Here is a 20,101-nt window from a genome sequence, read left to right on the forward strand (position 1 = left end):
TACCTCAACCGGCATGTATTTATAGGTTATACCAAAATTCAAAAAAATTAATTACATTCAATTGATAGACATCCTGAACTGACCTAAAGAGCATCATCATTTATCTGGACAGCAGGCAAGAACAGTTGAGAATATGCAGGAGATCATAGACGGCATCGTCCAGGCAGGGGGGCTGATCCTCACCCTGAACCCAGACGTGATGGAGATAACCGGGCTGACCATCTCCATCTCGATCGTGGCCACGTTGATCGGGGCGGTGATCGCCGTTCCGCTTGGTGGCGTGATCGCCACGAACACCTTTTTTGGAAAGCGGGCCTTGATGCAGGTGATCCAGACACTGTACGCCGTACCGACCGTTACCATCGGGCTCCTCCTCTTCCTGCTCATCTCCCGGGCCGGCCCCCTGGGTCAGTTCAGGCTTCTCTTCACCCCTACCGGCATGGTGGTCGGGGACGTGCTGCTGATCCTCCCGATCGTCACCGGGATGACACTCTCAGCCCTCGCCAACGTGGACCGCGGAGTCCATGAGACCCTCGTCTCCCTCGGCGCGACCAGGCAACAACTCCTCTGGATGGTGATGAAGGAGGCACGATTTGCCATCATGGCCGCCATCGCCCTCGGGTTCGGGCGAGCTATCTCCGAGGTTGGATGTGCCATCATGATCGGTGGCAACATCAGAGGATCAACCAGGGTGCTGACGACTGCGATCAGCCTGGAGACCTCAATGGGGAACATCGGATTCTCGATCGCCCTGGGTGTGATCCTGCTGTTGATAGCGCTTGCCGTCAACCTCTTTGTCTCATATCTGCAGGGGGAGGGAAGCCTATGATCACCGGTACCTCCCTCTCCAAAACCTACGGTGACCGGACAGCATTGGATGAAATCTCGCTCTCGGTCCAAAAAGGAGAGATCGTCGGGATCATCGGACCGAGTGGGTCGGGCAAGTCCACGCTCCTTCGGCTCCTCGACCTGATCGAAACCCCGACCACCGGAACGATCGCCCTCGACGGGGTGCCAGTGCCGACCGGGAGACACGGGCGTCTGCAGGTGATCAGGCAGATGGGGATGGTCTTTCAGCGGCCGGCGGTCTTCTCCGGGACCGTCAGCGAGAACATCAGCGCCGGACTCCGGTTCCGGGGCGAAGAGAAGGAAGTGATCGACAAGGAGGTCAAGCGGATGCTCGGGTTGATCAGACTCGAAGGATACGGAGACCGGATCGCCTCGACCCTCTCGGGCGGGGAACTGCAGCGTGTCGCGATCGCCCGTGCTGCGGTGACCAGGCCTGTGGTTCTCTTCATGGACGAGCCGACCGCCAACCTTGACCCGCATTCTACAGCCGTCATCGAGGACATGATCCACCACCTGGCTACAGAAGAGGAGACCACCATCCTGCTGGCCACCCATGATATGGTGCAGGGGCAGCGGCTCTGCGATAGGATCGGAGTGATGATCGACGGCAGACTGGTCCAGACCGGAACCCCGGACGAGATCTTCTCCTCTCCTGCCACCCCCGCCGTCGCGACCTTCACCGGCATCGATAACCTGCTGAACGGATATATAGAAGCGGTCACCGATGGGATCGCCGACTTTGTGGTGGCCGGTCATCACCTGCAGGCCATCATCGTTTCCGACAGGTACCGAGGGCCGGCCATCCTCAGCATCCGGCCTGAAGAGGTGACGCTGACCTTCGATCAGGGATCGGATGGAAGCGCACGCAACCAGATGAGCGGGACCATCAGCAGGATCCTTCCCCTCGGCCCGCTGGTCAGGGTCACCGTCGACTGTGATGCAGTACAGGTCACCGCCCTGATCACCAGGGCTTCCAATGAAGAGATGCACCTGACTGTGGGGAGGGTCGTCACGGCCAGGTTCAAGGCCAGTGCCGCGCACATCATTTTAGAACTATAGATCAGTGCGCTTCCAGATTTCCGCCCTGCCGAGCGGACCTTTCCGAAGCGCACAGTTTATTCGAAATATTTAAGATATAAAAATCCACTAAGTAATACTCTTATAAGAGTATTTCACACGCGGCATTTCTCTGAAACCTACAAATGTACCTATATTTGAATAGAACAGTTCGAATATTTATTATTTTAATATTAATATAATAGATGGACCTAGAGACAAAACGACATCCTTATATGAAGGGAATTAGAATAAATCCATGTTCCCATGAGGGGACGTGCAATTAGTGACAATCATTCACACTCAGTGGACCTGTAGAGTGCCTTCCATTATTCAGTTACAGGAAAGAATTGAATCAGAACTTTGAAAGGGAGGAATATTATGGCAAAATACCAGGAAACAATTGACCTCTATGATGATGAGGGCAAACTGTTAAAGAGCGGGGTCAACCTCGAAAAGATCAGCCCCCTGGTCAACCCGGGGATCAAGAAGATCATCGACCTGACCAAGCGCACGATCGCTGTCAACCTGAATGGTATTCAGGAAGGACTGAAATCCGGAAAACTCGGCGGTAAGGCCAACCAGATCCTCGGACGCTCATTGAACTATGACATTGTCAAGGACCATGAAGCGATCACAGAGAGGATCAAGAAGATGATCGAGGTCGAAGAGGGCGATGACACCACGATCAGAACCATCGGCAACGGCAAGATGCTGATGATAGAGGTCCCAAGCGCACGGCTGGCCTCTGCATCGACCTATGACGCGGCGATCACCTCCGTGGCATCAGCGACCACCCTCGCACTGCTCGACCAGTACAACATCGGGATGTTCGACGCCTCGGTCGTCAAGGCAGCAGTCTGGGGAACCTATCCACAGACGATGGACATGCAGGGTGCAAATGTCGTCTCAATTCTATCCATCCCACAGAACAACGAAGGTCTCGGTTTCTCGCTTCGTAATGTTGCAGCAAACCAGTCTGTGATGATGACCCACCGGAACGCATTCCAGGGCGCAGCACTCGCATCCACCTTCGAACAAGCGGGAGAGTTCGAGATGGGTATGGCAATCGGCCCATTCGAGCGTGCACAGCTGCTGGGATTCGCATACCAGGGGCTCAACGCAAACAATATCGTCTACGACCTGGTCAAGAAGAACGGTGCAACAGGCACTGTTGGTACCGTCGTACAGTCGCTTGTCGAGCGGGCCCTTGAAGATAAGGTCATCACCCCAGGCAAGAAGGGCAAGAGTGGGTACATCTTCTATGACACCAAGGACCCGATGCTCTGGAACGCCTATACCGCAGCAGGTACACTTGCAGCAACCATGGTCAACTGTGGTGCAGGACGGTTCGCACAGGCAGTATCTTCGACACTGCTGTACTTCAACGACCTGCTTGAGCATGAGACCGGTCTCCCAGGATGCGACTACGGTCGTGTAATGGGTGTAGCCGTCGGTTTCTCATTCTTCAGCCACTCGATCTACGGTGGTGGCGGTCCAGGTATCTTCAACGGGAACCACGTCGTGACCAGACACGCAGCCGGATTCGGTATGCCCTGTATCGTCTCTGCATGTGCACTTGATGCGGGAACTCAGATGTTCACCCCAGAAGGCACCGCAAAGATCTTCGAGGACACCTATGGGCAGCTGCCTGAGTTCAAGACCCCGATGCAGACCATTGCAAAGAGCATCTGAGTCTTTTCGCGTGGAAACCAATGACAGATGCCATATATCCTCAATGTAGGATCGTCCCGGAACGTCTCCTCAACCCCAGTACAGTTGAACGGCTCCTGAACCTGCTGGTCACCATAGAATCCATCAGAAAGATCCTGATCAAAGGATCCTCAATTCCGCCGGCAGTACCCTACGGTCCTGCCCGAGGGGCATTAAACCCCCATTCAATGCGGCGTACTATCATGGTCGGGGAGCAGCCTGTGGAGCTCACAGTTCATGTTGGGATCATCGACATGGAACTGGAAGACCGGGACGCATTGCCGCAGATCAAGGCGGCATGCGAAGAGGTCTTTACACAGTTCACGTACAGTATCAAGGAAGGCAGGTTTATGAAGACCCAGGCCTCGACCTCCGACTACGCAAAGTACGGTCCTGATGCGGACGAGTTATTGCTTGGACTTGCTGACCCAAAGAGTCGGAAAGGACCGGTCATAGTACAGGGAACCTAAATCATGCCGATGGGACGTGTGACCCAGGTCGTGGACTGCCGTGAGGCGATGGGGATGGGAAAAGGTGGAGGAATGGCCCAGCGTGGGACCATCTCCGAGTGCCGGTTCCCAGACGTCATCGTCGTCGGCATGTCCCCTGGACGAAGACATGTCACCAAACCAGTCTGTGATATCACCTCTGCGCTTCGGCAGCAGGGTGTCGAGTACAGCATCAGCACTTTGATCTTAAATGCAGGCAGTGGAGTACCGCCAGATGCACCGAGCATCGCAGGCGGGGTGCTCGGTGCCTACTTCGGCCTGACTGAGAAAGAGATCAGGCAGATAGAACGACACAAGGTCGCAATTCTGCATCACGGGAACGTACGGTCCCATGTGGTGCAGAAGGTCAGATATATTCTGCAGTACTGCAACATCCCTGCAGTGGTGGTCTCACAGGCTCCCATCGACTTTGAAGATCTGGCTAAAGAAGGCGTGAAGACCGCACTGGTGATGCCCCCTCCTGACAAGATCAGGACGCAGGGAACAGTCATGGCGATCGTATCAGGCGTCACCAGAGGACAGACACCTACACGTGAGAAGATGGCAGACGTCGTCAGAGAAGTAATGAGATTGATGAAAAACCCAAACAAATCGGAGTAATCAACATGGCATACAAACCACAGTATGGACCAGGAACATCGGTTGTCGCTGAAAACCGGCGCAAGTACATGGACCCTGGACACAAGCTGGAAAAGGTCCGTGACATCACGGATGAGGACATTGTACTGATTATGGGGCACCGTGCACCAGGTTCGGCATACCCAACTGCACACCCCCCACTGGCAGAGCAGCAGGAACCAAACTGCCCAGTCAGAAAACTGGTCACCCCAACCGAGGGTGCAAAGGCCGGCGACCGTGTCCGATATATCCAGTTCGCAGACTCGATGTTCAACGCACCAAGCCAGCCCTATGAACGAACCTACCTCGAGATGTACCGCTTCCGTGCAATCGACCCAGGTACGCTCTCTGGCCGCCAGATCGTCGAGTGCCGCGAGCGCGACCTCGAAAAGTACGCAAAGGAACTGCTCAACACCGAACTCTTCGACCCGGCCCGAGTCGGCGTTAGGGGTGCCACAGTCCACGGTCACTCGCTTCGTCTCGATGAAGACGGCATGATGTTCGATATGCTCCAGCGCTGTGTCTTCGACAAGAAGGACGGCATTGTCAAGTACGTCAAGAACCAGATCGGTGAACCACTCGACCGTGCAGTCCCAGTCGGGAAGCCAATGGATGAGAAGTGGCTCAAGGCACACAGCACGATCTTCCACTCACTCGACGGTGTCGCATTCCGTGACGACCCAGAGTACGTTGAGTACATTCAGCGGATCCACTCGCTGAGGACCAAGTATGGCTTCATGCCAAAGGAGTGATTAAGATGGCAAAAATTGAGAGATCACAGAAGCTCTTCCTGAAGGCACTCAAAGAGAAGTTTGCAGGAGAGGACCCCGCAGGAGAACACACTCACTTTGCACGTGCAGGACTTGAGCAGTCCGAGCGGAAGAGAGAGTTCATGAAGGAAGGTAAGAAGGTAGAGATGGAGCGTGGGATCAGCCAGTACGACCCCAAGCGCTGTCATCTCGGCGGTATCCCTCTCGGTCAGCGCCAGCTGATGACCTACGAGATCAGCGGCACCGGCACCTTCGTCGAGGGCGACGACCTGCACTTCGTCAACAACGCTGCGATGCAGCAGATGTGGGACGACATCCGCCGGACGATCATCGTTGGTATGGACCTGGCCCACAACACGCTCCAGAAGCGTCTCGGCAAGGAAGTCACTCCTGAGACGATCAACGAATACCTCCACATCCTCAACCATGCAATGCCAGGGGCAGCCGTGGTTCAGGAACACATGGTCGAGACCCACCCATCACTCGTATCGGACTGCTATGTCAAGGTCTTCACCGGTGACGACGAAGTCGCCGACCAGATCGAGCCACAGTACCTCCTCAACATCGAGAAACTCTTCCCGGCAAAGTCTGCAGAGAAACTGAAAGCAGCAGTCGGTAAGTCGATGTTCCAGGCAATCCACATCCCAACGACTGTCTCAAGAACCTGTGATGGTGGGACCACCTCCAGATGGTCTGCGATGCAGATCGGTATGTCCTTCATCGCGGCCTACAGAATGTGCGCCGGTGAGGCAGCAGTCGCTGACCTTTCCTACGCAGCCAAGCACGCCGGCGTCATCCAGATGGCCGACATCCTGCCAGCACGCCGTGCACGTGGCCCGAACGAACCAGGTGGTATCAAATTCGGTAACTTCTGTGATATGATCCAGGCAGACCGCAAGTATCCAAACGACCCCGCAAAGGCATCCCTTGAGGTTGTCGGTGCAGGAACGATGCTCTTCGATCAGATCTGGCTCGGATCCTACATGTCCGGTGGTGTCGGGTTCACCCAGTATGCAACCGCAGCATACACCGACAACATCCTCGACGAGTTCGTCTACTATGGTATGGACTACCTCAAGTCGAAGTACGGCGGCTACTCGCAAGCACCGGCAACCCAGGAGGTCGTCAACGACCTCGCAACTGAGGTCACACTGAACGCCATGGAGCAGTACGAGCAGTTCCCAACCATGATGGAGGACCACTTCGGCGGTTCTCAGCGTGCCAGTGTCATTGCAGCAGCATCAGGTCTAACCACCTCAATCGGTACCGGGAACTCCAATGCAGGTCTGAACGGTTGGTATCTCTCGATGCTCATGCACAAGGAAGGATGGTCACGTCTCGGTTTCTTCGGCTACGACCTGCAGGACCAGTGTGGTTCAGCAAACTCAATGTCGATCAGACCGGATGAAGGTCTGCTCGGTGAACTCCGTGGACCAAACTATCCGAACTATGCGATGAACGTCGGTCACCAGGGTGAGTACGCTGCTATCTCCGGCGGTGCCCACTTCGGCCGTGGCGATCCATGGGTTCTAAACCCACTGATCAAGATCACGTTCGCAGACCCCTCGCTGGTGTTTGACTTCTCTGAGCCACGCCGTGAATTCGCCAAGGGAGCAATCCGCGAGTTCATGCCAGCGGGCGAGCGCTCACTGATCATCCCAGCGCGGTAATCTCAACACAATTTTTTTTTCCTTAACAAAATTTAATCATAATTAAACAGATATTCTGCTTGTTTTTTCATAATAACGCATAAAAATGTAATTTTCCCGCCAAGTTTCGAAACCTTTAACTAAACACTCAACAACTGTTTATTGAACCACAAAGGGTTTGTACTCAACGTAAGTGGCTAGCAATTCGAATACTCTCATGCATCTTACTAAGCACGGGAGGAGGCTAAATGGTAGACAACATAGTATTTGGCATTGGAATCACTGCATTGGCAGGAGCTCTTGCTGCCGTAGCCGGTGCTGCGGAAGATGTTGAATCTGATATCGGCTCACAAGGAGACCCGAATTCACAGGTTCAACTCGCGCCGCAGATGGGATTCATTCACCGCATCTTCAACAAAGCAGTGGCAGGTGAACCCCCCGCATACGGTCTATGGTGCGCTCTCGGCGCAGGTATAGCATGGGCTTTTATGGCAATGCAGTTCAATCCAGTTCTTGCAATCATCCTCGGTTGCGCTCTGGCGACATTCGTTCAGGGCGTCTACGCGACGACTGCCTACTTGGGCAGGACTGCAAGTTTAGCAAAGTTTGGACAGCCGGTGTATATCGATATCTTAAAGTCGATGACATCGGTCACGATGGCACACGCATTTGTGGCGGTCTTCACCACAGTGTCGCTCTGCTATCTGATGAACGCAGCACTTGGGCATCCATTCCCGCTTCCGCTCCTCGGCCTTGTCTGGGGTATCGCACTCGGTGCAGCAGGATCTGCAACTGGCAACCCATTCTATGGGAAGGAGCGCCAGTACCAGAACCAGAAGTTCGGAGCCGGTGTCCCAATATCAGCATCAGGAAACATCGTCCGGTATGCTGAAGCAGGACAGCGGAACTCACTCGACAACGGCTGGTTCTCCTCGAAGCTTGGCGGCCCCGCATCAGGGATCTGCTTCGGCCTGATCGTCTTCCTCGAACTCTGGAGAACGGTCATTTTCGAGAAGGTCGGCGGAGGATGGGGTTCCATCATCGTCGGTGTCATCATGATCCTGATCTTCGCAATCGTTGACCGGTACATCGAGACCTGGGCACGGAAGAACTACGGACCATACACCACAGAGGAGACGTCCGCATGACCGCAATTGCAGCAAAAGGCGGTCCAGCAAGCATGGACATGCCCTCAACACTGATCGGGCTCGTCCTCTTCATTATCCTGCTCGGTCTGATGTTTGTTCTCGGACCTATCAGCGCGTTCTACGCACTGATCGGAATCGTGGTCGGCGGTGTGCTGATCGGTTTTGGTGTTCACTTTGTACCTGTCGGTGGAGCACCGGCAGCCATGGGCCAAGCCCCAGGTATTGCAACAGGTGTTGCGATGTTAGCGGCTGGTGCAGGGCTCGCAGGGCTCTTCGGTGGTGCATGGGCAGCAGAACAGGGAACAACCATCGCCGTTATCACTGGTGGAGTCGGTGGTGCCCTGATGATGGCCATCACCTGTCTGATGGTGAACGCAATCTATGTGTACGGAATGGGTATCCCGGCAGCATCCGGAAAGGTGGCAAAAGACCCGCTGACCGGCGATACACAGGCAGCCTACAAATCCCAGGGAACTGAAGGACATGGTCTGCCGTTCATCTCGTATGTCGGCGGTGTCATCGGTGGTTTCTTTGGCGGTGCAGGCGGCACGCTGATCTACCTTGAACTCTTAGGCGTGTACGAGCAGGCTCTTCCTACACTCTTCAACGCAAAGCTCGAGCAGATCATGCCACTCGCAGTCTCTCTTGCAGGGATCTTCGCAGTCGGTATGTTCCTTGTGAACTCTGTGCTTGCAGCATACAACATCACTGGTACCATCGAAGGACCGCATGACCCCAAGTTCAAGCGGTTCCCACGTGCAATCGTAGCATCGATGATCGCATCAGCCCTTTGTGGCCTGGTGGCAATCCTGCTCGTGGTGATGGGGAAGTTTTGAGGTGTTCTCATGACAGCACAAATTACAGTAACTGAGGGAGGAATTCCTCACAACAAGGTCATGATCATGGGGCTTGTCGGCTCGCTGATTGCGATCTACCTCACCTATCTGAACACCCTGATGGGTACGCAGGCTTTCTCCTTCTTTGGAGGATTCGGTGCCATCGCCGCCCTGATCTGGGGAAGCAGCACCATCAAGCGACTCTGCAGTTATGGTATCGGGACTGGTGTCCCATCCGCAGGGATGCTCGCGTTTGGTTCAGGTGTGATCGGTATGCTGATGGCAACCAAGTTCGGTATGCTGACTCCAGTCCTCGCACTGATCATCGCCGCAATCGTCGGCGCCATCCTTGGATTCATCTCAAACAACATCTTAAACATGCGCATCCCTGTGATGATTCAGTCCCTCACTGAACTCGCAGCCGTCGGTGCACTGGTCCTGCTCGGATTCAGCGCTATGGCAACTGGTGGATTCTCGATGGCTACCCTGACCACCGCCACAACGACGGTGCTCGGCACACAGGTTGCATCATACACTGCATCACTGATCGGGGGAAGCATCCTCGCAGTACTCTTCATGCTCGGTGCAATCGCACTCCAGCACGGATTCAATGCTTGCCTAGGGCCAAACGAGAAGCAGGATCGGACCCTGATGCTGACCGCAGAGTGCGGGTTCCTCAGCATGATCATGGTCGCCGTCATCTCATTCGCCTTTATCGGCATCGGCGCTGCAGTTCTCTCTTTACTGATCTCGCTGGTTGGCTGGTATTACACCTACACGCAGTTCTTCGCACTTTCAAAGCGCGATGCAGCATCATGGCTCGATGCAAAGCCGATCCTCGAAGTGGAGAGTGAGGCATAATGTACGTCCAGGTTCTGCCTGAATACGGCCTTGTCCTCGACCCAATGGTCGGGATCGTCACCACCGCAGGGGAATCCTTTGCACCGGTGCTCGAACAGATCGCCATCCTCGAATCGGCATCAGATGATCTGGTGAACATGCTCTCTGGTGAGGGGATCCTTGCATCCTCGTTCCCAGGAAGAGAACAGACTCTGAAGATCGCAGGAGGAATAAGCGCCTTCTGGTATGGTATCGCAGTCGGACTATTCATCGCAGGTATCATCGCCTTCGAACTGGTCAAGGTGAAGTGAGGTATCGAGAATGGCAGATAAGAAATCACCAGCCAGTGGATGGCCAATTGTCCAGGGCGACTTCCATTCAGGGGATGCAAACAGCCCGGTGGCAGTCATTACCATGGGCTCACACCTCGACGAACAGGGAATCTGCGATGCAGGCGCAGCCATATGCGGCTCCTGTAAGACAGAGAACCTCGGGCTTGAGAAGGTCGTTGCAAACGTCATCTCGAACCCGAACATCCGCTTCGTCCTGCTCTGTGGGACTGAAGTGAAAGGGCACCTTTCAGGACAGTCACTCCGCCAGCTCCACTCATCAGGTGTTGACAAGGGGAAGATCGTCGGTTCCGAAGGTGCTATCCCGTTCATCGAGAACCTCGATGACGCGGCGATCAAGCGCTTCCAGGAACAGATCGAGATCGTCAACATCATGGAGAGCGAAGATCTCGGCACCATTAAGGCAAAGATCAACGAACTGAAGGGCAAAGACCCTGGTGCGTTCGCTGGCGATGCCATGGTCGTCGAGGTCAAGGAAGCAGGCGGCGCGGCAGAAGAGTCGACCGGCGAAGTACAGCCGCTATCAGGCGAAGTTGTGCTGGTCCACGCAAGGATGAAAGTGATCGAAAAGATGATCACTGACATCGGGTACTGGGACCGATATGCAGCAGGCGTCTACTCAGGCAAGGTCGAAGGGCTGATGATCGGCCTGATCGTCTCATTCGCACTGATTGGATTCTTGTTGATGGGGTGATCTGATATGGCAGAAGAAGGCTCAAAGGCTGCTGGACCCATCAGAATGGTCGCCATAAACAATATGGTCGAAAACATGCGCTACAAGTCGCAGATCCTTGCAAGAACCAACAAACTTGAGTCCGGTATTATGGACTCAGGTCTTGTCGGGTTTGCAGCAGGGATGCTTGTAGCACTGGTCCTGATTGTGGTACCAGCATTAGTACTGATGTGAGGTATCGAGAATGGCAGATAAGAAATCACCAGCCAGTGGATGGCCAATTGTCCAGGGCGACTTCCATTCGGGGGATGCAAACAGCCCGGTGGCAGTCATTACCATGGGCTCACACCTCGACGAACAGGGAATCTGCGATGCAGGCGCAGCCATATGCGGCTCCTGTAAGACAGAGAACCTCGGGCTTGAGAAGGTCGTTGCAAACGTCATCTCGAACCCGAACATCCGCTTCGTCCTGCTCTGTGGGACTGAAGTGAAAGGGCACCTTTCAGGACAGTCACTCCGCCAGCTCCACTCATCAGGTGTTGACAAGGGGAAGATCGTCGGTTCCGAAGGTGCTATCCCGTTCATCGAGAACCTCGATGACGCGGCGATCAAGCGCTTCCAGGAACAGATCGAGATCGTCAACATCATGGAGAGCGAAGATCTCGGCACCATTAAGGCAAAGATCAACGAACTGAAGGGCAAAGACCCTGGTGCGTTCGCTGCTGATGCCATGGTCGTCGAGGTCAAGGAAGCAGGCGGCTCAACAGAGGTTGCAGCAGCCGGGGCTAATCCCCAGTTCCTTGAGATGGAGAAGAGGCTCGATGCAATCGAGAAGAAGATCGAGTTCGTGGACGCAGAGATCGCCCAGCGTGCAGGCCGCAAGGTTGGGAGAGATATTGGTATTTTATACGGACTGGTAGCTGGATTGACAGTATTTATCATACTGCTCGTTCTGCTCTCCAAATTGAATGCGATAGTGTAAGAGAGGAGTAATACTATGTTCAGATTTGAAAAAGAACAACAAGTCTGGGATTTCAATGGTACCAAGATCGGTGGGCAGCCTGGAGAACACCCCACCGTTCTCGGTGCATCGATCTTCTATAACAAGCACGAGATTGTGCTCGACGACCACAAGGGTACGATCGACAAGCCGAAGGCTGAAGCACTCTGGAACCGCTGTCAGGAACTGACCGACGAGACGGGTGTACACTTCTTCATCCAGATCATCGGTGAATTTGGCGAGGCGCTCGAGTCCTACTTTGACTGGTTCGCATCGATCGACGACAAGACCGCCTTCCTGATGGACTCCTCGGCACCTGCAGCACGTATGCAGGCAGCCAAGTACGTCACCGAGGTCGGACTCGCCAACCGTGCGATCTACAACTCGATCAACGGTTCGATCAGCCAGGAAGAGATCGATGTCCTCGCAAAGAGTGACGTCGACGCAGCCATTGTGCTCGCATTCAACCCGGCTGACCCATCCGTCGCTGGGCGCCAGAAGGTGCTCGGCGAGGGTGGTGTCGCAGGACAGTCCAAGGGTATGATTCAGATCGCAGAGGAGGCAGGTATCACCAGGCCAATCCTCGACACTGCAGCCACACCACTCGGTCTCGGTTCAGGCGGATCGTACCGTGAGATCCTTGCATGCAAGGGGATCTATGGTCTTCCAACCGGTGGTGCATACCACAACATGACCGTCTCATGGACCTGGCTCCGCAGATGGAAGAAAAACCTCGGCACCGTCTATGACGGAAAACCAGCCCTCAAAGACCAGATGCTCAAGCACTATGCAAAGGACATCGAGGCCCTCAAGCAGGCAGTCTGGTCAGCACCAGATATCGGCTGCAACCTGATCGCAAGCACCCTCGGTGCTGACTTGATCATGTTCGGTCCGATCGAGAACATGGAGCCGATGCTGACGACCCAGGCATATGCAGATATCACGATCCTCGAGGCAGCTCGCGATCTCGGTATCGACACCCAGGATCCGAATCATCCAATCTTCAAACTCATCTAAACCCTTTTTTATTAAGTACGGTAGGCCTTTCCGATTCTTTCCGGACCTTTCACATCAGGTTAAAAAAAGACCACTCCCAGTCACCTGCAGTACCGTTAATAAGGTCTGCGCCTCATGTATTATGGAAATCCATGAAGGCGGTTCTGGGGCTTGAAGACGGGACATATGTGGTAGGAGAAGGCTTCGGAGCAGAGGGCACCTGCGCCGGCGAACTGGTTTTCTCCACCCAGATGACCGGGTATATGGAGGCGCTGACGGATGCCAGTTATGCCGGCCAGATCCTGATGTTCACGTTCCCACAGATCGGGAACTACGGGGTCGATGAGAAGAACTTCCAGAGTCCGGCAGTGCAGACGCTCGGCTGTGTAACGCAGGAGATCTGCGACAAGCCGGCAACAGGACAGTCTCTGAAGCGATACTACGAAGAGCACGGTCTTTTCGGGATTGAAGGAGTTGACACCAGGGCGCTGACGATTATAACCAGACAGCACGGAACACTCAGGGCTGCACTGATCGTCGGAAGTGGAGACCATGAACATGCGATCGCTCTGGCACGGGCCGTACCTCCAATCTCAAACCAGGCTCTGATCCCACGGGTCTCCTGCAAAGAGGCATACAGGGTTCCTGGTCCAGGAAGGAAGATTGCGGTGATCGATCTCGGGATCAAACGGCATATGGTCATCAGCCTGAATAAACGGGGTGCTGATCTCGGGATATTCCCATACAACACAACTGCTGAGGAGATCGAGGCCTTTGAACCCGATGCACTGCTCATCTCCAACGGACCAGGGGATCCAATGCAGGCCAGGGATGCGATCAAGACCGTCTCATACCTGATCGGGACCATGCCAGTCTTTGGGATCTGCATGGGAAATCAGGTGACCGCGCTGGCGCTGGGAGCTGAGACCCATAAACTGAAGTTCGGTCATCGTGGCACCAATCAGCCGGTAAGGTACCTGGATGGGAGGATTTTTATCACCACCCAGAACCACGGCTTCGTCGTAGACCAGGAGTCCCTCCCTGAGGGGTGTACCTGTAGTTATACCAATTTAAACGACGGAACCCTAGAAGGGTTTGAATCCTCAGACCTAGAAATCTCCTGCGTTCAATTCCATCCCGAGGCCCATGGCGGTCCCCGGGATACAGAGAGTCACTTTTTTGATATGATTATGCGGAGGATAGCCTGATGCCGAGGCGTACTGATATCAAGAAGGTTCTCTTGATCGGTTCCGGACCAATCCAGATCGGACAGGCCGCTGAGTTCGACTTCTCAGGTTCACAAGCCTGCAAGTCCCTCCGCGAAGAAGGGATTGAGGTGGTACTGGTCAACTCCAACCCGGCGACGATCCAAACCGATCCCGAAACGGCTGACACGATCTATATCGAACCCCTGAGGGCCTCGATCATCGCAAAGATCATCGAAAAAGAGAAACCCGATGGGATTCTTTCGGGGATGGGCGGACAGACCGGTCTGAACCTGACCGCAGAACTGGCAGAGCTCGGAGCCCTCCGAAATGTCGAAATTCTTGGCACCCCGCTCGAGGCGATCTACCAGGGAGAGGACCGAGAGAAGTTCAAGGCCCTGATGCAGAAGATAGGAGAACCGGTCCCGAGAAGCATGATCTTAAACCGGCTCGACCAGCTTGGCGAGGTGATCGAAAAGGTCGGACTGCCAGTGATCATCAGGCCGGCCTACACCCTCGGGGGCGCCGGTGGCGGTATCGCCCATACCGTCGACGAACTCAAACGGATCGTCGAAATTGGCCTGCAGCGCTCACGGATCCACCAGGTACTGATCGAAGAGAGCGTGATGGGCTGGAAGGAACTCGAGTTCGAAGTGATGCGCGATGCGAAAGACACCTGTGTGATCATCTGCTCGATGGAGAATGTGGACCCTATGGGGGTTCACACAGGGGAGAGCGTGGTCGTCGCCCCGATTCTGACGTTGCGGGACGACGAATACCAGATGATGCGGTCGGCTTCGATCAAGATCATAAGGGCGCTCGATGTGCAGGGAGGGTGTAACATTCAGTTCGCCTTTCAGGACGGCGACTACCGTGTGATCGAGGTAAACCCCCGGGTCTCTCGTTCATCTGCCCTCGCCTCCAAGGCGACCGGGTATCCGATCGCGCGAGTTGCGGCCAAGATCGCCATCGGCATGCACCTCGATGAGATCACCAATGCCGTCACCGGATGCACACCGGCTTCGTTCGAGCCGTCGATCGATTATGTGGTCGTCAAGGTCCCGCGCTGGCCGTTCGACAAGTTCACGAGGGCCGACCGGACCCTAACGACGGCGATGAAGTCCACCGGCGAGGTGATGGCCATCGGCCGGACCCTCGAGGAAGGATTTAAGAAGGCGCTCCGTTCGATCGACACCGATATCAACACCCATACCAACCACAACGAGATCAGGATGATCCTGACCAGCCCGACCGATGAACGATTCGGGTGCATCTTTGACGCGTTCAGGGAGGGGTTCACGGTGGACGAGATCGCATCCCTCACCTCGATCAATCCGTTCTTCCTTCACAAGATGGAGAATATCGTGAAGATCGAGCGAACTCTCGCGACCGAGCCGACCGATCTCAGGATCCAGGAGGCCGCTGCCGCCGGGTTCTCGATGAAGGAGATCGCAGAACTGACCGGTCGACCGGTCGATGAGGTTCGAACCGCCGCCGGCGATCCGGTCTACAAGATGGTCGACACCTGTGCAGCCGAGTTCCCGGCCACGACTCCGTACTACTACTCGACCCACGGGGTGACCACCGATATCATCCAGAACGATAAGAAGAAGGTGCTGATCCTCGGGTCAGGGCCGATCCGGATTGGACAGGGGATCGAATTCGATTACTGTACCGTCCATGCCGTTAAGGCCCTACGGGAGGAGGGGGTCGAGGTCCATATCGTCAACAACAACCCCGAGACCGTCTCAACTGACTTCGACACCTCGGACCAGCTCTTCTTTGAACCGATGCAACTCGAGGATGTCGTGAACATCCTTAAAACGGACGATTACTTTGGAGTGATGGTGCAGTTCGGAGGACAGAACGCTGTCAATCTGGCCCTGCCGCTGCTGCAGGAGATCAAAAAACTCGGCCTCCCAACCGCGATCCTGGGCTCGTCCCCGGACGCAATGGATATCGCCGAGGACCGGGACCGGTTCAGCGAACTGCTGGACGCCCTCAAGATTCCATCGCCGCCGAACAGTTCGGCCTACTCTGAGGAGGCCGCACTGGCCATGGCCAATAAGATCGGCTTCCCGGTGCTGGTCCGCCCCAGTTACGTACTCGGCGGGAGGGCGATGGAGATCGTCCACGACAATTTCGAACTCGAGTCGTACATGAAGGAAGCAATGCGGGTGAGCAAAAGCCACCCAGTACTGATCGATTCGTTCCTGCAGGAGGCCATCGAGCTGGACGTGGACGCGGTCTGCGACGGCGACGAGGTGCTGATCGGCGGGATCATGGAGCATATCGAGGAGGCTGGGGTTCATTCGGGCGATTCGGCCTGTGTGATCCCGACCCAGTCCCTCTCCGATTCGGTGCTTGCCCGGGTCAGGGAGTATACCAAGAAGATCGCCATGGGGCTCGGCGTTGTGGGGCTCGTAAACATTCAGCTGGCTGTCAAGGACGACATCGTTTATGTGCTTGAGGCCAACCCCCGAGCATCCCGTACGGTCCCCTTCGTTTCCAAGGCAACCGGGATCCCGCTGGCCAAGGTGGCCGCGAAGGTGATGATCGGAAAGAAACTGAAGGACCTCGGGTATAAGGAGCGCACGTTCCGGCATGTGGCGGTGAAGGAGGTGCTTCTCCCATTCAATAAACTCCCCGGGGTTGACACCGTCCTCGGTCCAGAGATGAAATCCACCGGCGAGGTGATGGGGATCGACTACGACTTCGGCAGGGCCTACTACAAAGCCTGCATATCAGCGGACAACGAACTCCCGATCGAAGGGAACGTCTTCATCTCGGTCTCGACTGAGCAGAAGGAGGAGGTCCGAAGGATCGCAGCTCAGCTCCGGGACCTCGGGCTGACCCTCTTTGGAACGAAAGGGACCGTCGAGACGCTGATGCAGGCTGGGATCGAGGCGAACCTGGTCAGAAAGGTCCAGGAAGGATCCCCGAATGTGATCGATATGGTGCGTAAGGGTGAGATCAGGCTGATCATCAACACCCCGGTGGACAAGCAGTCCCGGCTCGACCATTACCAGATCATGCGAGCGGCCGTCGACTACGGGATCCCGTACATCACGACCCTGCAGGCAGCCCGGGCAGCTGCGCTGGCCATCGATGCGATCAAGCGGGAGAAGATCACGCTGGAACCAATCAGCCATTATCTTTCAGAGGTTGAATGATGGGAAAAGGAACTGTAATTCTGGCATTTTCTGGAGGGCTTGACACCTCCATCTGTGTACCGCTGTTGAAAGAACGCTACGGCTACGACCGGGTCGTAACGGTTGCTGTCGATGTAGGGCAGACTGCTGAGGACATCAACACTGCCACCGAGAAGGGGAACCTGATCGCCGATAAACACTTCACGATCGATGTGAAGGACCGGTTCGTCGCCGAACACCTCTTCCCCTCGATCAAGGCGAACGGGTCGTACGAGGGCTATCCAATGGGCACTTCGCTGGCTAGACCGCTGATCGCCGAGGAGATCGTGAAGATCGCACGGGCTGAAGGGGCGACGGCGGTGGCCCATGGTTGCACCGGCAAGGGGAACGACCAGCTTCGGTTCGAGTTCATCTTCCACGGAGCCGGCCTTGAGGTCGTTGCACCGATCAGGGAGTTGAACCTAACCCGGGAGTGGGAGATCCAGTACGCCCAGGAGAAGCAGATCCCGGTGCCAGTGGTGAAGGAGAAGCCGTGGTCGGTGGACGAGAACTGCTGGTCCAGGTCGATCGAGGGAGGGAAACTCGAAGACCCTGCCTTCCACCCGCCTGAAGAGATCTTCCACTGGACTGTCTCCCAGGAGGCAGCCCCGGTCACCCCTGCAGTGATCAGCATCCAGTTCAAGGACGGGGTACCTGTCGCGCTGAACAATGAACCGATGAGCGGCCTCGACCTGATCTTGGCCCTGAACACCCTGGCAGGTGCGCACGGTGTCGGCAGAAACGACATGATGGAAGACCGGATCCTCGGCCTCAAGGCACGAGAGAACTACGAGCATCCTGCCGCGACGGTGCTGCTGGTAGCCCACCGGGATCTGGAGCACCTGGTCCTCTCCAGGCAGGAACTGGCCTTCAAGGAAACGATCGATGCCAAGTGGTCAGAACTGGCCTACATGGGACTGATCTACGAACCGCTCTACTGGGCGCTGACATCGTTCATCGACAAGACTCAGGAACGGGTGAATGGGACCGTCGACCTGAAATTATACAAGGGCTCGGTCCATGTGCTCGGCAGGTCTTCACCTGATACGCTCTACTCGGACGAGTACGCCTCCTTCGACAGCACCACGGTGGACCAGTGTGATGCGGTCGGGTTCTCCAAGTATTACGGGCTCCAAGCCCGTCTCCTGATGAACCAGAAGCGGGATTGACCCGCCCCCCATTTTATGAAGGTGATCTGCCTCCTCTCAGGGGAACATCCGGTCCTCCCGGCCAAAGAACTCGAGGTTGCAGGTATGCTTACCGACCTCTGGCCCCAGGTGGCCGTGATGGACTGTCCGGATCCAGAAAAGACAGGCCGGCTCGCCCAGACACATCTGGTGCTCAGGTATCTCGATACCTGTGAGCCAACGCTGGAGGCGGTCAGAACGATGCTTGCCGATCTGGCCCTCTCGCCTGATGGAACCTTTGCGGTCAGGGCGAAGAAGGTCTGTGGTACCCCAATCGAGGCAGAACCGCCGGCGATCGAACGGTTCGCCGGCGGTCTGATCCAAGGAAAGGTCTCTCTCGCCGCCCCGGATCACGAGTTCCACTTGGTTTTCTCAGGGGACCGGTGCTTCTGCGGCGAGCTCCTCCTCCGGATCGACCGGAGGACGATGGACCTGCGCAACCCGTACGGGCGGCCGTTCTTTCACCCCGGCGTGATGATGCCGAGGATGGCACGGACGCTGGTGAACCTCTCGCTCGCCGAGCCGGGAGAGATCCTCTACGACCCGTTCTGCGGCACCGGGGGGACGATGCTCGAGGCTGACCTGATCGGGATCCAGGCGTACGGCTCAGACACCGATCGGGCGATGCTGATCGGTTCCCGACAGAACCTGCCCAAAGCCGGGGTGCTGGCCGGCGATGCAACCTGCCTGCCGGTGAAATCCGCCGCTGTCGACGCGGTCGTCTCCGACCTGCCGTACGGGCAGTCGGTGCCAATCATCGCCCCGAGCCTGGAGAAATTATACTCCGGCTCGCTCGAGGAGATCCGGCGGATCCTCAAGCCGGGCAGGCGGGCCGTGATCGTCACTCACCAACCGATCGGTTTGATCGCGCAGGAGTACCTGACCGTCCTCGGCCAGTACGAACAGCGGGTGCACAAATCGCTGACCCGCCGGATCCTGGTCTTAGAGAAGTGATGCCCAAGATCCTCTGATGAATACCTGGATCTTCACGATTTTTAGTGACATAAGGAAGCGATGAGAGACCAGCAGGCAATGTTCATAACTGTCTTCGGAGATATGACAGAATCATCGTCCTCTTCATCCAGTCTTGATCACAACCTAATAAGGGATTGTAGATGGAAGCAGGAACGCCAAACCTATTTGAAGAAATATGATGAAGAAAAATTCGAACATTCGGAGTCGCAGCGCCCGTCAATTCCTGCATAGGACATATCCAGGAGATCTGATCTGGATAGGTGGGACCCACAAAAAACACAAGATAAAACCAGAAATCTTCTGCCACAGAGTTACGTTGAACTGCCACACACGCTGAGTCACAGGGAGCAGGCGATTCGTCAGCCTGTCTACCCTCACACCTTTCAACACAATACATAAAAAATCCATAAAATTCTTTTTCAGGACCAATCCGGATATTTTCACAAACATACAATGAAAAAATCCGTTATCCCTCCTGAATAGATCGCAGTCGAAAAAAATGACGATCTCCTCACTTTAAAAAAATGATTGTCACG

19 protein-coding genes are annotated in these 20,101 nt (G+C 55.5%); all 19 read left to right on the forward strand.

Going from position 1 to position 20,101, the window contains the following annotated elements; all coding sequences use genetic code 11:
* Nucleotides 1-133 precede the first annotated feature (133 nt).
* The 19 genes from MPAL_RS11495 (at nucleotide 134) to MPAL_RS11585 (ending at nucleotide 19,544) form a co-directional block, all read left to right on the forward strand.
* The gene (locus MPAL_RS11495) at nucleotides 134-829 is read left to right on the forward strand and encodes an ABC transporter permease (protein ID WP_012618907.1); all 696 of its coding nucleotides are present in this window, start codon (nucleotides 134-136) and stop codon (nucleotides 827-829) included.
* Nucleotides 826-1,908: an ABC transporter ATP-binding protein gene (locus MPAL_RS11500; RefSeq protein ID WP_012618908.1), complete on the forward strand. Its 1,083-nt coding sequence runs from the start codon at nucleotides 826-828 to the stop codon at nucleotides 1,906-1,908. The genes MPAL_RS11495 and MPAL_RS11500 overlap by 4 nt, the downstream gene beginning before the upstream one ends.
* A gap of 378 nt (nucleotides 1,909-2,286) precedes the next feature.
* On the forward strand, nucleotides 2,287-3,600 hold the full coding sequence (mcrB, locus tag MPAL_RS11505; RefSeq protein ID WP_012618909.1) for a coenzyme-B sulfoethylthiotransferase subunit beta: 1,314 nt from the start codon (nucleotides 2,287-2,289) through the stop codon (nucleotides 3,598-3,600).
* A gap of 20 nt (nucleotides 3,601-3,620) precedes the next feature.
* Nucleotides 3,621-4,088, forward strand: a complete 468-nt coding sequence (gene mcrD / locus MPAL_RS11510; RefSeq protein WP_012618910.1) for a methyl-coenzyme M reductase operon protein D — start codon at nucleotides 3,621-3,623, stop codon at nucleotides 4,086-4,088.
* Nucleotides 4,089-4,091: 3 nt separating this feature from the next.
* Nucleotides 4,092-4,727 carry a methyl-coenzyme M reductase I operon protein C gene (gene mcrC / locus MPAL_RS11515; RefSeq protein WP_012618911.1) on the forward strand — a complete coding sequence of 212 codons (636 nt, stop codon included), beginning with the start codon at nucleotides 4,092-4,094 and terminating at the stop codon, nucleotides 4,725-4,727.
* 5 nt (nucleotides 4,728-4,732) lie between these two features.
* Nucleotides 4,733-5,497: a coenzyme-B sulfoethylthiotransferase subunit gamma gene (gene mcrG / locus MPAL_RS11520; RefSeq protein ID WP_012618912.1), complete on the forward strand. Its 765-nt coding sequence runs from the start codon at nucleotides 4,733-4,735 to the stop codon at nucleotides 5,495-5,497.
* 5 nt (nucleotides 5,498-5,502) lie between these two features.
* Nucleotides 5,503-7,185 carry a coenzyme-B sulfoethylthiotransferase subunit alpha gene (mcrA, locus tag MPAL_RS11525; RefSeq protein ID WP_012618913.1) on the forward strand — a complete coding sequence of 561 codons (1,683 nt, stop codon included), beginning with the start codon at nucleotides 5,503-5,505 and terminating at the stop codon, nucleotides 7,183-7,185.
* Nucleotides 7,186-7,412: 227 nt separating this feature from the next.
* Nucleotides 7,413-8,312, forward strand: coding sequence for a tetrahydromethanopterin S-methyltransferase subunit E (mtrE, locus tag MPAL_RS11530; RefSeq protein ID WP_012618914.1), 900 nt, complete (start codon nucleotides 7,413-7,415; stop codon nucleotides 8,310-8,312).
* Entirely contained in the window at nucleotides 8,309-9,148 is an 840-nt protein-coding gene (gene mtrD, locus MPAL_RS11535; protein ID WP_012618915.1) for a tetrahydromethanopterin S-methyltransferase subunit D, read from the forward strand. The genes mtrE and mtrD overlap by 4 nt, the downstream gene beginning before the upstream one ends.
* 9 nt (nucleotides 9,149-9,157) lie before the next feature.
* A complete protein-coding gene (gene mtrC / locus MPAL_RS11540) occupies nucleotides 9,158-10,009 on the forward strand; it encodes a tetrahydromethanopterin S-methyltransferase subunit MtrC (protein WP_012618916.1) in 852 nt (283 codons plus the stop codon).
* A complete protein-coding gene (mtrB, locus tag MPAL_RS11545; RefSeq protein WP_012618917.1) occupies nucleotides 10,009-10,299 on the forward strand; it encodes a tetrahydromethanopterin S-methyltransferase subunit MtrB in 291 nt (96 codons plus the stop codon). The genes mtrC and mtrB overlap by 1 nt, the downstream gene beginning before the upstream one ends.
* Nucleotides 10,300-10,309: 10 nt before the next feature.
* Entirely contained in the window at nucleotides 10,310-11,032 is a 723-nt protein-coding gene (mtrA, locus tag MPAL_RS11550) for a tetrahydromethanopterin S-methyltransferase subunit A (RefSeq protein WP_012618918.1), read from the forward strand.
* A 6-nt stretch (nucleotides 11,033-11,038) separates the two neighbouring features.
* A complete protein-coding gene (locus MPAL_RS11555; protein ID WP_012618919.1) occupies nucleotides 11,039-11,245 on the forward strand; it encodes a tetrahydromethanopterin S-methyltransferase subunit F in 207 nt (68 codons plus the stop codon).
* A gap of 10 nt (nucleotides 11,246-11,255) precedes the next feature.
* Nucleotides 11,256-11,993 (forward strand): tetrahydromethanopterin S-methyltransferase subunit A, encoded by a 738-nt coding sequence (mtrA, locus tag MPAL_RS11560; RefSeq protein ID WP_012618920.1) that lies wholly within the window; start codon nucleotides 11,256-11,258, stop codon nucleotides 11,991-11,993.
* 15 nt (nucleotides 11,994-12,008) lie between these two features.
* Nucleotides 12,009-13,028 carry a tetrahydromethanopterin S-methyltransferase subunit H gene (gene mtrH / locus MPAL_RS11565; RefSeq protein WP_012618921.1) on the forward strand — a complete coding sequence of 340 codons (1,020 nt, stop codon included), beginning with the start codon at nucleotides 12,009-12,011 and terminating at the stop codon, nucleotides 13,026-13,028.
* A 131-nt stretch (nucleotides 13,029-13,159) separates the two neighbouring features.
* Complete coding sequence (gene carA, locus MPAL_RS11570; protein WP_012618922.1) at nucleotides 13,160-14,215, forward strand: glutamine-hydrolyzing carbamoyl-phosphate synthase small subunit; 1,056 nt, start codon at nucleotides 13,160-13,162, stop codon at nucleotides 14,213-14,215.
* Nucleotides 14,215-17,385, forward strand: coding sequence for a carbamoyl-phosphate synthase large subunit (gene carB, locus MPAL_RS11575; protein WP_012618923.1), 3,171 nt, complete (start codon nucleotides 14,215-14,217; stop codon nucleotides 17,383-17,385). The genes carA and carB overlap by 1 nt, the downstream gene beginning before the upstream one ends.
* Complete coding sequence (locus MPAL_RS11580) at nucleotides 17,385-18,572, forward strand: argininosuccinate synthase (RefSeq protein WP_012618924.1); 1,188 nt, start codon at nucleotides 17,385-17,387, stop codon at nucleotides 18,570-18,572. Before carB ends, MPAL_RS11580 begins: the two co-directional genes overlap by 1 nt.
* A 15-nt stretch (nucleotides 18,573-18,587) precedes the next feature.
* A complete protein-coding gene (locus MPAL_RS11585) occupies nucleotides 18,588-19,544 on the forward strand; it encodes a methyltransferase domain-containing protein (protein WP_012618925.1) in 957 nt (318 codons plus the stop codon).
* The last annotated feature ends 557 nt before the right edge of the window (nucleotides 19,545-20,101 follow it).

This window comes from Methanosphaerula palustris E1-9c (genome assembly GCF_000021965.1).
In the GTDB taxonomy this organism is placed as follows: domain Archaea; phylum Halobacteriota; class Methanomicrobia; order Methanomicrobiales; family Methanospirillaceae; genus Methanosphaerula; species Methanosphaerula palustris.